Origin of the sequence: Solimonas sp. K1W22B-7, from assembly GCF_003428335.1 — a bacterium.
Classification (GTDB): Bacteria; Pseudomonadota; Gammaproteobacteria; order Nevskiales; family Nevskiaceae; genus Solimonas_A.
Genome location: NZ_CP031704.1, coordinates 4,018,650 through 4,031,455, shown reverse-complemented (window position 1 = coordinate 4,031,455; position 12,806 = coordinate 4,018,650). Strand labels below are relative to the sequence as shown.

Annotated in this window: 17 protein-coding genes; 11 read left to right on the top strand and 6 right to left on the bottom strand. The window is 65.0% G+C overall.

The genetic code is table 11. The features are described from left to right. Nucleotides 1-68 precede the first annotated feature (68 nt). From D0B54_RS18180 to D0B54_RS18165, 4 genes are all read right to left on the bottom strand, one after another. The gene (locus D0B54_RS18180) at nucleotides 69-1,886 is read right to left on the bottom strand and encodes a trehalase family glycosidase (RefSeq protein WP_162932532.1); all 1,818 of its coding nucleotides are present in this window, start codon (nucleotides 1,884-1,886) and stop codon (nucleotides 69-71) included. Between the two features lie 219 nt (nucleotides 1,887-2,105). Continuing rightward, nucleotides 2,106-2,735 (bottom strand): glutathione S-transferase family protein, encoded by a 630-nt coding sequence (locus D0B54_RS18175; RefSeq protein ID WP_117292830.1) that lies wholly within the window; start codon nucleotides 2,733-2,735, stop codon nucleotides 2,106-2,108. 64 nt (nucleotides 2,736-2,799) lie between these two features. Beyond that, nucleotides 2,800-3,129, bottom strand: coding sequence for a hypothetical protein (locus tag D0B54_RS18170; RefSeq protein ID WP_117292828.1), 330 nt, complete (start codon nucleotides 3,127-3,129; stop codon nucleotides 2,800-2,802). A 176-nt stretch (nucleotides 3,130-3,305) separates the two neighbouring features. Beyond that, on the bottom strand, nucleotides 3,306-3,578 hold the full coding sequence (locus D0B54_RS18165) for a DUF2277 domain-containing protein (RefSeq protein WP_117292826.1): 273 nt from the start codon (nucleotides 3,576-3,578) through the stop codon (nucleotides 3,306-3,308). 151 nt (nucleotides 3,579-3,729) lie between these two features. Between D0B54_RS18165 and D0B54_RS18160 the strand changes: the two genes are divergently transcribed. Continuing rightward, nucleotides 3,730-4,482 (top strand): hypothetical protein, encoded by a 753-nt coding sequence (locus D0B54_RS18160; RefSeq protein ID WP_162932531.1) that lies wholly within the window; start codon nucleotides 3,730-3,732, stop codon nucleotides 4,480-4,482. Nucleotides 4,483-4,501: 19 nt separating this feature from the next. Here the strand turns inward: D0B54_RS18160 and D0B54_RS18155 are convergent, their stop codons facing one another. After that, on the bottom strand, nucleotides 4,502-4,891 hold the full coding sequence (locus D0B54_RS18155; RefSeq protein WP_117292822.1) for a VOC family protein: 390 nt from the start codon (nucleotides 4,889-4,891) through the stop codon (nucleotides 4,502-4,504). 171 nt (nucleotides 4,892-5,062) lie between these two features. Here D0B54_RS18155 and D0B54_RS24415 point away from each other — a divergent pair, with 171 nt between their 5' ends. The 7 genes from D0B54_RS24415 (at nucleotide 5,063) to D0B54_RS18125 (ending at nucleotide 9,282) form a co-directional block, all read left to right on the top strand. Next, nucleotides 5,063-5,614, top strand: coding sequence for a hypothetical protein (locus D0B54_RS24415; protein WP_205527167.1), 552 nt, complete (start codon nucleotides 5,063-5,065; stop codon nucleotides 5,612-5,614). A 118-nt stretch (nucleotides 5,615-5,732) separates the two neighbouring features. After that, nucleotides 5,733-6,230, top strand: a complete 498-nt coding sequence (locus tag D0B54_RS18150; RefSeq protein ID WP_162932529.1) for a YcxB family protein — start codon at nucleotides 5,733-5,735, stop codon at nucleotides 6,228-6,230. A gap of 548 nt (nucleotides 6,231-6,778) precedes the next feature. Beyond that, complete coding sequence (locus D0B54_RS18145; protein WP_117292818.1) at nucleotides 6,779-7,213, top strand: hypothetical protein; 435 nt, start codon at nucleotides 6,779-6,781, stop codon at nucleotides 7,211-7,213. Between the two features lie 192 nt (nucleotides 7,214-7,405). After that, complete coding sequence (locus D0B54_RS18140) at nucleotides 7,406-7,741, top strand: hypothetical protein (protein WP_162932528.1); 336 nt, start codon at nucleotides 7,406-7,408, stop codon at nucleotides 7,739-7,741. Between the two features lie 136 nt (nucleotides 7,742-7,877). Beyond that, nucleotides 7,878-8,408 (top strand): GNAT family N-acetyltransferase, encoded by a 531-nt coding sequence (locus tag D0B54_RS18135; RefSeq protein ID WP_117292814.1) that lies wholly within the window; start codon nucleotides 7,878-7,880, stop codon nucleotides 8,406-8,408. 154 nt (nucleotides 8,409-8,562) lie between these two features. Beyond that, the gene (locus tag D0B54_RS18130) at nucleotides 8,563-8,823 is read left to right on the top strand and encodes a hypothetical protein (protein WP_117292812.1); all 261 of its coding nucleotides are present in this window, start codon (nucleotides 8,563-8,565) and stop codon (nucleotides 8,821-8,823) included. Nucleotides 8,824-8,904: 81 nt separating this feature from the next. Next, nucleotides 8,905-9,282, top strand: coding sequence for a DUF4288 domain-containing protein (locus D0B54_RS18125; protein WP_117292810.1), 378 nt, complete (start codon nucleotides 8,905-8,907; stop codon nucleotides 9,280-9,282). A 121-nt stretch (nucleotides 9,283-9,403) separates the two neighbouring features. On the opposite strand, the gene D0B54_RS18120 is transcribed toward D0B54_RS18125, so the two are convergent. Continuing rightward, the gene (locus tag D0B54_RS18120) at nucleotides 9,404-9,853 is read right to left on the bottom strand and encodes a hypothetical protein (protein WP_117292808.1); all 450 of its coding nucleotides are present in this window, start codon (nucleotides 9,851-9,853) and stop codon (nucleotides 9,404-9,406) included. Nucleotides 9,854-10,240: 387 nt separating this feature from the next. Here D0B54_RS18120 and D0B54_RS18115 point away from each other — a divergent pair, with 387 nt between their 5' ends. Genes D0B54_RS18115 through D0B54_RS18105 form a run of 3 tightly spaced genes read left to right on the top strand, consistent with a single transcriptional unit; the run spans nucleotide 10,241 to nucleotide 12,695 of the window. Beyond that, nucleotides 10,241-11,167, top strand: a complete 927-nt coding sequence (locus D0B54_RS18115; protein ID WP_162932527.1) for an SMI1/KNR4 family protein — start codon at nucleotides 10,241-10,243, stop codon at nucleotides 11,165-11,167. Between the two features lie 10 nt (nucleotides 11,168-11,177). After that, nucleotides 11,178-11,744 carry a cold shock domain-containing protein gene (locus tag D0B54_RS18110; RefSeq protein ID WP_117292804.1) on the top strand — a complete coding sequence of 189 codons (567 nt, stop codon included), beginning with the start codon at nucleotides 11,178-11,180 and terminating at the stop codon, nucleotides 11,742-11,744. 24 nt (nucleotides 11,745-11,768) lie between these two features. Further along, nucleotides 11,769-12,695: an SMI1/KNR4 family protein gene (locus D0B54_RS18105; protein ID WP_117292802.1), complete on the top strand. Its 927-nt coding sequence runs from the start codon at nucleotides 11,769-11,771 to the stop codon at nucleotides 12,693-12,695. Nucleotides 12,696-12,806: the final 111 nt, after the last annotated feature.

Sequence of the window (12,806 nt, the reverse complement as noted above, 5' to 3'; positions counted from 1 at the left end):
GCTGCGCCGCCAGCTCCTGGCGGCGCTGGGCACGCAGCAGGTAGCGCTGCAACAGATCCTCTCGTCGCTCAGGATGCGGCCACGGACGGCGGGCCGCTTGGCGGGGTACTTGGCCCCGCGATGGGAATCAGCGGATGGCCGAGCACCTCGGTGGCCATCCACACAAAGCTGGAATTGGTCCAGAGAAAACCTTCCTGGACGGGATACTGGTGACCCTTGCGCAGCGGCAGGTCGAGCGTCTCGACGTTGATGCGCTCGAAGAAGCCGCCGTGCCGCTCGAATACCGTGCTGAGCGCCTCAACCCAGCGCTGCGCGATATCGCGCGCGGCCGCATCGAACCCGTAGCGCTGCAGCCCGCGCACTGCCATCACCTGCGCCGGCGCCCAGCCGTTGTCGCCGTCCCACTGGTGCAGCGAATCGAGGCGGCTGGACCCGGCGATGCCGCCGCGCCGCAGCAGCGGCTGCGCGGCCTGCAGCACGCGCTCCGCCTGGCGCGCCGAGGCAATGCCCGCGAACAGCGGTGCGAACACGGTGAAGCCGATGCCGCTGCTGCGCCGGCGGGTTTCCAGGTGCAGGCTGCGGTAGCAACAGCCCTCGTCGTCCCAGAGGTACCGATCGATCGACGCGCGGCGCTCACCGGCCAGGCCGGAGAAACGTGCCTGCAACGCTTCATCCCCGGCGAAGCCCGCCAGCCAGGCGACGTCACCGGCGAACTGCACGAGCAGCGCATTGAGCATCACCGGCGCGAACCCCGACATCTCGTTCTTCCCCGAGGGGCCGGCATACAGGATCGTGAAATCCAGCCCCGCCTCCGTCATGGCGCGCACGTCGCGCAGGGTCTTGCCGAGATCGGCCTCCTCGTCCTCCGAGTAGCGCTCGGGGCGCTTCGCCTCGAGGGCGTCCCAGTGGTGGTGCAGGCCGGTGGCCGTGTCGTAGCGCGTCTCCGGGTTGGACCAGAAATCCAGGAACTCGCTGGCGAGCAGCGGCAGCGCGCGCTCGCGTACCCAGGCCAGCAGGGTGGCGGCGCGCTTCGCATCGCCGCGCTGCTGGTTCTCGTTGTCGCTGGCCTCCACCACCGCGCGGATCAGCCGGCTGGACAGCGGCGGCTGCGAGCGGCTCAGGTAGTAGTCGCGGTTGCCGTTGGGCACGAAGCCGAAGCGCCGGATCAGTTCCAGGAAGTTGTCGGCCTGCATCCGCGCAAGCTCCAGCCTGCCGGTGGCGATCAGCCCATCGATGCCGAACGCGGTGTCCCAGTAGTACGCCTCGCGGAAACGCCCGGCGGGAATCAGGAAGGGGTAGGGCGTGCGCAGCAGCGAGCTGCCGCGCGCACCGGCGCTGGTCTTCACCAGCTTGCACCAATGCGCTTCGATGTGGTCGAAGGCCGCCCGCACGCGCGTGTCGGGATGATCGAGCGTCCACTGGGGGTGGACGAGAGGGGAATCGAGCCCCTCGAAGTGGTCTTCCGCCTCGTAGGCCGAGGCCAGGTAGCGCTGCAGCAGTTCGCGCCGGGCACCGAGCCGGCGTTCCGGCACAACCACCGCCAGTGCGTCGAACTCCGCCTGCCAGCGCGCGGTCCAGGCGGCATCCTGGTCGCAGCGATGCAGGTCGGACAGCGACTTGAAGTCGTCGTGCAGGCGCAGGTTGCGCGCTTCTTCGATCAGCGGGCTCGCCAGGCCGGGAGACGGATCGGAGCGTCCTTGCGACACCACCGGCTGTGCCAGCGGCAGGTGCAGCTCCGTCACCGGCGGCACCGAGGGATGGCGCACGCGATTGAGCAGGCCGCGGGCCCAGTCGGAGCGTGCATGGATCTCCGCGCGGTCGGCAGCGCCCAGCACGCCGTCATCGGAGACGCTCCACTCGAAGGCGTGTGCGACGTCGGTGCTCACGCCTTCAGCTCCCTGACGAGCATGTCGATGCAGGCCGCTGCCGCGGGGCGGAGGCTGGCCAGGGACAGGAAAGCATGCGGCATGCCCATTCCGGAAACCCGGTGGCGGGAGCGGTGGCGGAACCGGTGACCGGAATGGGGGCAGGATTCAACATGCTGCGGACTTTAGCCGTTGTCGAGCGCCTCATGCAGGTCATCCAGGGAACACCCGCTGCCATCCTCAGGGCCGCCTGGCCTGCGGCCCGGCAATGGCCATGGCCTTCTGCCAGGCCGGTCGCTGCGTCAGCTGCTGCACATAGCGCTGCACGTTCGGCAGGCCATCCAGCTTCTGTCCGCTGACCGCGGGCAGGGTGGTCAGCGCAAACCCGGACATCAGGTCCGCCAGCGTGAACTCCTCGCCGGCGAGCCAGGCGCTCGTGGCCAGGTGCCGGTCCATCTGCTGGAACAGCCCCTCGGAACGGCGCTGCGCCATCTTGCCGATGATGCCGCCGTCATGGCCGCCCGCAGCCTTCAGGGCGGACTTGACGAAGAATCCCGACATCGCGTTGTTGTTGAACTGCAGCCAGTACAGGTAGTCCGCATAGTGCGGCGTATTCGGCGCCACGGTCAGGCGTCCGCCGCCGTACTTGTGCGCGAGGTACTGCACGATGGCCGTGGACTCCGCCAGCACCCGCTCGCCATCGCGGATCACCGGAGCCATCGACGCGGGGTGCAGGGCCAGGTACTCCGCCGGTGCCAGGCGGTCCGGCCCGCGGTCGTACCACTCCAGCTGGTACGGCAGGCCCAGCTCCTCCATCAGCCAGACAATGCGGTCCGACTGCGAAACGCCCAGATGGTAGATCGTGATCATTGGTTTTTTCTCTCGTGGGAGCGGCTTCAGCCGCGATCTTCTGGATGTCACCCGCCTGTCCCGCTCACAGCTTCGCGAACTCGATGATCTCCTGCCCGATCAGCAGGCAAGGCGTCGAGCGGCTGGGGCTGTAGATGAAGTGCATCCGGTACTGCCCCTTGTAGAGGAAGCCCCAGACCTCCAGCACCTCCAGCTTCTGCTTCGGGCTGGCCGGGTTGCGGATCGGCGCCAGCAGCTTCACCTTGTCGTCGATGCTGAAATCCTCGTCCGAACCAAAGTGAAAGCCCAGCAGCTTCCTGGCCCTCTCCCTCGCATCCGCCGCGCAATCCTCCACAACGCCGGCGTGGCAAAGCCCCGCAGTGGTCAGCAACAAGGCGAACAACAAGCTGCGCATGATCCTCTCCCAAGTAACGGAAACCCCCGGAAACCGGATGCCGTCCCCTCGCCCGCTTGCGGGAGAGGGTGGCCGAAGGCCGGGAGAGGGTTTCTGTAAAACCTGCCAGGACCAACGAAGAGCGGGTCCATGACCCGCCTGTCGCGCCACCCGGATCACCGCCCACCCCGCCAGACTCAAGCCTTGCCGAACCGCTTCTCCGACAGCGCCATCATCCGCGCCCGTTCCACCGCGCGGTCCTTCGGCGGCGCCAGCGTCACCAGCGAGCGGATCAGCAGCGCCGCCGCATCCGTCACCTGGTCCAGCGCCTGATTGAAAGCCGCCTCGTTGATCCTGGAAGGCGCGTTGAAGCCGCTGAGCTTGCGCACGAACTGCAGCGACGCCGCGCGGATCTCCTCATCGGTGGCCGGCGGGTCGAAGTTGAACAGCGTCTTGATGTTGCGGCACATGGGCGGGCCCCTGGCGATGCCTGTGCGGGAGTTTAGCGCCGCCGGCCGGTTCCGCGCCCGCACCGTCCGCACGCCGCGTACGGGCCGCAGCCCGCCGCCGCCGCCCATGGCAACATGTCGCCGGGGAACATCGGGCCGTGGGGATCATCCAGTGAAAGCGTGCGTTGCCGTCCTGCTTGCGGGCCTGTTGTCCGGCTGTGCCTGGTGGGGCTACCAGAGTCAGCCTGGCAGCGAATCCCGCTGGTGCCCCCAGGCCTGCGGCGACGCACCGGATTTCCTGGCCTACATCTATCAGCCCGAGTTCGCCGACAGCCAGGCCCTCAAGCAAGCCCTGGCCGAAATGCTGCAGCTGATACGGTCCGCCGAGTTCGCGCAGGACGTGCGCGCCTTCAATGGCTGGATCACCACGCCGGAACGCAGCGCAGACCGCAGCCTGCCCCAGGTGGGCGGCGAAGAGGTCTACACCGACGTCGTCCTCAGTCCGCGTCGCGGCATGCACTACCTGGTCAACTGGGAGCCCGGCCAGACCGCGAGCACCGCCATCGATCCCGACCGGCACTTCGGCACCACCATCCTGCCCGCCCAGGTCGCCCGGTGGAGAGCGCTGCTGCCGGACGGATCGCCCGACTACCGGCAGCGCGCACAGTTGATCAACACCCTGGCGCACGAACTGACGCACCTGCCCACCGTTCTCATCGACGCGCGGCAGCGCTTCAAGTACAGGGACTCCGGCTGGAAGGGCGAACTCGCCGCCAAGGCCTGCCTGGTCTCCTACCGCTTCGGACAACTCGCCGAATGCCACTACCTCGCGCGCAACGCCGCCGCCCCATCGGTCGCCGGCTGCATGGCCGCGGCCGGCTACCAGGCCGACGAGCAAGCCTGCCTCGCCCTGGCGCAACCCTGAGCCCGGAAAGCCCGCTCCCTCACCCCGGCATGCTGTGCCCGTAAGGCCGCGTCATCGCCTCCAGCTTGTGCCCGTCCGGATCATCGAAGTACACCCCGCGCCCCCCGAACAGCCGGTAGATCTCCCCCGGCTGCGACTTCCCCGGGTCCGCCCAGTAGGGCAGGCCGCGCTCCTGGATACGCGCAAGGATCGCGTCGAACTCCTCCTCGCCCACCAGGTAAGCGTAGTGCTGCAGCGAGATCGGCCCCTCCTGCTGGTAGAAATCCACCGACACCGCGTTATCCAGCTTCACCACCAGGAAAGGCCCGAACGGTACCGCCGGCGGCAGCCCCAGCATCTGCGTCGTGAAGTCCGCCGACTTCTGCCGGTCCCTGCACCAGACGATGGTGTGATTGAACTGGATGCCCATGGGTGACCTGCCTTCCTTGCCTGTCCTCCGGCGAGCCTAGCATGGGAAAACGGGCGGACCTGACAGCGGAGTCAGGTTGAGCCGGGCGGGTGGGGCGGGCATGCTGAGGGCAGTATCCGCGGACCTTGCCACAATGAGGATCAAGCCCCTCACTAGCGGGTGTTTGGAAATATGAAGATAGTTCTATTGACGATTCTCAGTCTCGCCCTGCTGGGCTGCGTCACTACATATTTCGAACCACGCGTAGTTCCGCCGTTGTCGCCAGAACCCGTCGACAATCCTGGATATCTGGGAACCATAGAGTGGGGAGTCGCGGTAAAAAAGATAGACAAGACTCCGGTTCAAGCGGCGACCATCGTCCCGTTGGCCCCTGGATCGCATATCGTCACTGTTGAAGTAAGAGGGGCTATCGGCGCAAGCGTAGCGCTTTGGGGAACCTACGAAACTGATCTTGTCATTGATCCTGGGAAGAAATATGAAATTGTTGCCCTGCTGAACCGCGCTGAAAGAACCGTTCGGCTGTTTGCCAACGTTCAAGACCAGGCTTCAGCCTTGGAGTGCATGACGACTCATCGGGTTAACTTCCAGTACAGCGCCGTCAATGCTGAATCAATGAAGCGATGTGGAGATCGAAAAGATACGGGCTACAGCGAGCCGGAGGTAAGGTTCCCCTACATGCATGCCATCCCTTTGGAAATCAGAGGCATTGCCGTTGCTGGATAGCGCCGTAGGCGGGTCCTTGACCTGCCTGTCGCGAAAGGTGGCTTAGCGAGCCGCCTACTACACTGAATTGGATGTCAGGATTAAGTATCAAAATGAAATCTAATTGGCATTGGGGCTCATGAACATCGAACTTGAGGGCCAGATTGCGGAACGAGACTACGTTATTGCGCAATGGCTAGACATCAAGCCTCGGCCGTTTTTTTTAGCGGCAGGAGTCCTAATTCTACTCCTCGCAGTGGTCGTTCTTTGGCAAGCTTTTTTTGGCCCGCCAAAATTTCACGCTGGAAGTGGCAAATGGTTTGTTCTGGCCTTGTTGGCATACATGGCTATCTCATTTGGAGTATGGCCTTACAAAGCCAAGCGGACGTACAGGCAGTACAAAGCGATTCACGCAACACAGCGGTATGTGGTGACCGATGAAGCATTGAAGGTAGAAAGCGACCGTGGGCATGGTGTCGTACCGTGGTCTGATTTGGTCAAATGGAAGTTCGGAAACGGGCTGTTCCTGCTATACCCCAATGACACTATCTTCTATATCGTTCCTGTCCGACTCTTTTCGTCCGCAGTTCAAGTTGAGCAATTCAAAGAACTACTCCGAAGGGCGGTTAACGCATGAGCCCCAACCACGCGCTCAAGCGCCCTAGGGCGGGTCCTTGACCCGCCGCTCGCGACTATCAGGCCCGCCAAGGCGCTTCATCCGACCGCGCCGCCTCGCGGCATGTCGGCTGAACTCGGGCGTTGGGCGCCAATCAGAGAATCGTGGATGAGATCGGAATTGATTTACACCTGAAGAAGCAGAGCCCCCAGGAGATATCACAATGAAGCAATACGTTGTTACGTATGTTGACCGGGTCAACGGAGGCTCTCCTCGCCCGCAGGCAAGCACTAACGTTTCGGCCAACAGCGAATCGGAGGCTAAAGGGAAAGTGCTTGAATCGATCCCCGGCGCTGGAACTCAGCGGACTGTCGTCGCTGTGCGGCAAGTTTAAAGCTTGCTTTCATGCGTACGGTGGCGGGTCCGTGCTGTAAAGGAGGGTTGGACGGCATTAACGCTACTTCCAGCATGAACTCCGGTCGGCCCAACCAATGCTGCAAGCCGACGCGGCTACACCGCGTGGATTAGCCTGGGCGTGATACCCCACCACAAGCAACCTGGAGCTTCCAATGACCACGCGCATGAAAGTCGCCTTCTGGACTTACCTCGTACTCATGGTCGCTGGCGCCGCCTGGGGCATCGGCTTTCTGCTCAGGAGCGAGTTCACGCCCTATCATGCCGCCGCCGCCGGCGTGCCCTGGTCGGAGGTTCCGGGCAACTTCCAGATTGTCATCCTGGCGCTGACGAAACTCGCGGGTGGCCTTTGGGTCGCATTCACGCTTTGCATCTTCGTCCTGCTTTTCCTGCCGTTTCGCCAGGGAGCCCGCTGGGCCCTATGGGCGGTCCCGCTTTTGATGCTGGCCCAGTATGTCGCGCCGATGCCAGCCATGACTCACCTCACGACGAACACTCCTGCAACACCCCCTTGGGCACTCACCATCGGATGCATGGTCGTCACCCTTGTCGCGCTCCTCGTCTCGGTTACGGAGAAGCGTGGGGGATAGCGGGTGCTTCGGCGCGACGGCCACGACTCACTCCGCAAGCTCCCGGCCATTACAGGCTTGCCAGGCAGGCCCCGCAACCTGGGCAGACCCAAACCCCATGACTCAACTGATCGAGGCCGTCCCGTCATGGTCTCCATGAGAGTGATCGCAGCCGCCCTTGTCGGGGCGGTACTCTGCTCGGGATGCCAGCAGATGTTCTCCGCGCTCCTCTCGTGCGCGCCGGAGGACGAGATTTTCGTGATCAGGACACTCCAGCCCTACGAGGGGCAGAATTTCTCCCAGGTCGTCAGCAAATTCGGGCCTCCCGATGGACAGCAAGCCGCAGCACTCAAGAAACCTGGCCTGTTTGGTCCCCGTGTCACATGGGGCGGCAGGCCGAAAACGGCAACCGAGTATTTCCACAACTACACGCAAAGCCACGGAGACAAGGAAAGCTGCACCATCTACTGGCTGGTCGACGACAAGGGTGTGGTTGTCGGCACCCGCCAGGGCGTCCCCGCGTGTCACCAGCAATGCAGCATCATGTAGCTTCGCAAGCCCGGCAGGGCAGGGATACCGGGACCAGCGTTCAGGTCCAGCGCTGTAGGATGTGGTGAGCGTAGCGAACCGCATCAATCGAGTGACGCGACAGGCGGGTCACGACCCGCCCACGGGCCAGGAAGCAATGAAGTATCAGCTCAGAGAATTTCAGATTTCAGATGCCGCGGCAGTGGATGCTGTCGTTCTTGCCGCGTTCTCGGAGTTTCGCGACGCCTATACGGATTGGCAGGCGTTCTCTCATGGCCTGGGTCAGATGGTAGCCATGGCCGGGGTCAGCGAGATCATCGTCGCAGAGAATGAGGGGCGGGTGGTTGGTGCGGTGGCCTATGTCGCGGCAGGCCAGCCCAGGAAAGCGTTCTTTCCTGAGGAATGGCCCATAGTGCGCATGCTCGTGGTCCTGCCAAGCTGTCGTGGGCTCGGCATCGGCCGGGCTCTAACGCAGGAGTGCATCCGTCGTGCGGAGCGCGACGGTGCGACGCTTATTGCCTTGCATACAAGCCAGCTCATGGCGGTCGCTTTGCCCATGTACGAGCGCATGGGGTTTCGGCTGGAGCGCGAGGCACCGTCCATCTTTGGCGTGCCGTACGGCATCTATGTCAAGCGGTTGCACGCTCAACAAGTGCTTCAAGCCGACACGGCTGCGCCGCGCGGCTGAAGTTGGGTATTGGGCATCAAGGGAGAGCTCGCAAGCCTGATAGGGTGCGCACCGCGCACGCGCAGCCACCCCATGTCCATGGATGCCGCGATCGAAGCAATACCCGCAGGGCGGCTGCCAAGAGAAGGGCCAATCGGCGATTGACGGAAAAGCAATGAATATCTACAGATACATGCCGGTGTGGGCGCGCAGCAATGAAGGACTGGTCCTGTATCGCTGCTTCGAAGTCATCGGCCACGGGTTCACCGTCCAGAGCAAGGACTTCTTCCCGCTGCCCCATGAAGCAGAACGCGCCGCGCAGCTGGAATCACAGTTCCATGAACTGCTATTCGAGCAGGCACCGGAACAACGCTTTCCCATAGAGCCGACAGTGCAGGCGGCCATTGAGGCGTTCAATGCTCATTTCTCAGGGTAGGGCATGCAGATCGAACATTCCTCCAGACAGTCATTCTCGACGACGGCCTTCAAACGCGGCTGAAGTCCAGGCTTGGGCCGCATGAAAGACTCCAGGAATATGTCCCCCGTCGGCTGGTACGTTGCGTCCTACCTGCTTCGCTTCACCGAAAGAGGCAAGCAAGGTCTCAACGATCCGGAAGCGCGCTTCCTGACATGGGAGAACACGGTCCTGGTCAAGGCTCGCGGCCTGGATCAAGCCTATGAAAAGGTGGCCAGGCTGGCCAAGCAGAACACCGGGCCCTACAAAGGCGGGCCCTCCGGCGTTCCCGTTCAATGGGTATTCGAAGGCATCACCGAGATTCTGCCCATCTATGAAAAGATTGAAGATGGAGCAGAGATCATGTGGGCTGAGCACAAGCCCAGGAAGCTCAAAAACATTCGGGCATCGGTAAGGAAGAAGGGGGAGTTCCGTCAATGAGTCGTGTCGCCCGGAAATCGTCTCAAGCGCCGTAGGATGTGGTGAGCGTAGCGAACCGCATCAGATGAGGTTGCCGGCGACGATCAGAACCCTGCGGCGGTTCATGGTGAGCATGCACCCCTCACGGCCCCGGCACCCTGAACCGCCCCCCGGAAGCTCCCGCCAGCTTGTCCGCCAGCCCGCGCGATATCCGCAGCGACACCGACGGCGTTTCGCGGAAACCCAGTTTCACCCTGTGAAACAGGAAGACCATGCGATAGGGCTCCACCGTGACGTCGCGCCAGGGGATCAGCAAGGGCGGGTGGCCAGGTCGGAACAGGAACAGCACCGCGAGGCATAGCCCGCCGGCGTCGGCGCCCAGGGTCAGGCAGCCATTGTAGTTGGCCAGGCCCATCGAGCCGCTGCGCAGGTACCAGCGCTCGCCATCGAACCTGCCCTGCAGGCGGTAGAACCGGCCCAGCGCCCGCCAGCCGCCGACCCGCGAGATCAGCATGCAGATTCCGCACCAGAACAAGGCGAAGGCCGGCAGGAACAGTGCCGGGTTTTCCGGCGAAGGGGCAGGCAGGTCCATGGCCCCCGACTATTGCCAATCTCCCCGGTGCCCGCAACCTGCGGACCGAGTCAGGTTTAGGGCCTGTCATCCCTTCCCTGGTTGCTGCGACGGAGGCCGCCTGGGTGCAGGGCTATGCCCCGAGGCGCGCCGTGTACTAGATGTACATCAGCGACTCGGGGCGACGCCCTGCGCCCAGGCGGCCCCGCCCTCCGGGTGCCCCCGTATTTGCCGCCATGCCGTGTTGCTCGTCGGTCACTTATTCCCGATAAGCGACCTCCTCGCGCCTTGCCTGGCGGCAAATACGGGGGCATCGCAGCGACCAGGGAAGGGATGACAGACCCTAGGGCAACGGCCGCGCCGCTCGGGCATCATATGCGGGGGAAATCATGGAGGGGGCGAGGTCGAATGTCGATGCTTGAAGACACCCGCAACGCCGGGGTGCGGCTGCTCGTGATCGGCTTCACCCTGCTGCTGGCCGGCTGGATCATCCCGACCGCCGGCATCGTCGGCTTCGTCTTCATGTTCGCCGGCGTGGTGGTGGCCGGGGCCGCGCAGCTGGTGCTCGCGGTCCTGCAGCGGCGCTGGTTCTGGCCCTTCTACATCCTGTCGGGCTTCCTGGTCATGCCGCAGTGGCTGTTCACCTGGATGCGCCTGCGCCAGGAAGAGCCGAACCTGGTCCTCGGCACCGTCACGCTGGTCGTGCCGCTGGTGCTGATCGGCTGGTGGATGCTGGGCGAATTCATCGGGCGCCTGCTCTACGGCGCCGATCCCGTCAAGCAGCGGCGCTCGTGGCGCGAGCAACTGCAGGAAGTGCGCAGCATCGTCGCCCAGGGCGAAAACGCCGGCCTGCCGCGGCGCCTGCCTGACGCCCCCCGCCCACCGCCGTCGCTGCGGCTCGACGCAGCCCTGACGCTCGACCAGCTCTTCACCCTGCTGCGCCGCCACGGCAGCAAGACGCCCGAGCTGCGCCGCCTGCCCACCGAGGCCGAGATCGCCGACATGGAAGCCGCGCTGGGTGTCCACTTCACCCCCGACTACCGGCGCTACCTGCGCGAGGTCAGCCACCTCGTGCTGGGCGACTACGTCCTGGCCACCATCACCGACGCGCAAGCGCCCACGCACCTGCCGCGCCTGATCGAAGCCGCGCGCCATCGCGGCCTGCCCGAACCGCTGCTGCCCTTCTGCGAAGCCAACGGCGACTATTTCTGTTTCAACGCCCGCGGCGAAATCGAATACTGGTCCGCCGTCAGTGCCACCAACGAACGCTGGCCGCGCTTCGCCGACTGGATGCGCCAGACCTGGCTGCGCGACGCCCTGGAAGAGGCGGCATAGGCCGGCACGCATGCGCTACCAGGGCAAGATCGTGGAGTGGAACGAGGAGCGCGGCTTCGGCTTCATCGAATGGAACGGCGGCGGCGACCGCCTGTTCCTGCACATCAGCGCCATCAGCGACCGCGGGCGCCGGCCCGTGCAGGGCGACATCGTCAGCTACGAAGTCGCGCGTGCCGACGATGGCCGCCAGCAGGCCGCCAGGGTCCACTACGTCCGCGCCCAGGCCGCACCGCCCCTGCCGGCCGCCGCACCCGCCGGCTCGCCGCGTCCCGCCGCGCGCCGTAGCGGCGGTCCCGGCCGGCTCGTGCGCAATGCCGCAATCCTGTTGCTGGCCGCGGGCGGCGGCCTGATGGCCGCGCGTCACCAGATTCCCGCGGGCGGGGTCACCGCCGTGCCCGAGCAGCACAGGGCCGCCACAGGCTCCGCAGCGCCGGCCTGGCGCTGCGAGGGCAAGACCCACTGCACGCAGATGAGTTCCTGCGCAGAAGCGACGTATTACATCAATCACTGTCCGGGCACCCAGATGGACGGCGACGCCGACGGCATACCCTGCGAAGACCAGCTTTGCAGGCCCTAGACAAGACACGGAGGCACCGCCGCAATGCTTGACCTGGCCAGGGTAGCGGGCTTCATCCTGTTGATCGGCGGGCTCGCCCTGACCCAGACGCCCTGGGTCTCGTCCGACATGCGCATGTTCGGCTACTCCCTCATGCCCCTGGGCGCCGCATTGTGGGTCTTCAGTTTCATGCTGCGCGCCATCAGGTCCGGGCGCTGGATCTGGCCGGCCTACATCGTGCTGAGCGCCGCCGTGCTGGTGAACTGGCTGCGGCTGCAGGGCTTCCCCTGGGACGGTTACGATCGCAGCGGCCTGTTCGGCAAGGTCGCGCTGGTAGGCCCCCCCGTGCTGCTCGCCTGGTGGGTGCTGGGCAACGTGCTGGTGCGCACGCACCGCCAGCAGTGGCGCAAGCACCGCGCCCTGCATCCGCCCCCGCCGCCCCCGCAGAAGAAAGCCGCCACACCCGCGGCGGCACTGTACGAAGCCTTCCGCCTGGCGCGCCACATCGGCAAGAAGAAGCAGGACCTGCGCCCCGCTCCCACCGAGCCCGAAATCACCGCCCTGGAAGCCACCCTGGGCCTCAGCTTCCCGTTCCCGCCGGACTTCCGCCGCTACCTGCGCGAGATCAGCCAGCTCGAGATCGGCAGCCTCGCCCCCGCCGCCATCACCGATCCCGACGCGCCCAACTATCTGCCGCGCCTGTTCGAGCAGGCCCGTGCGCAGGGCCTGCCCGCCCGCCTGCTGCCGTTCTGCAGCGCCGACGGCGACTGGTACTGCTTCACCGCCTCCGGCGCGATCGAATTCTGGTCCGCCCACGTCGAAGCCCACGACCACTGGCCCAGCCTGGCCGACTGGATACACCAGGTCTGGCTGCGCGAAGCCGCCGCGCCCGACCTGCCGCGCGCGCCCAAGCTCGGCACCGGCGTCTCCGCACTGGGCGCCGACCGCATCCCCTGGCAGGTCGATCCGTAAGGGGCTGTAAAAATACGGAGTTCCGTTAGGCGTTCCGCCCCAACTGCCCTAAAATAGTCGCTGGGAGAACTGCGTCCGCAGTTTGTCCCGACAAAGCCCGGCCCTCGCGCC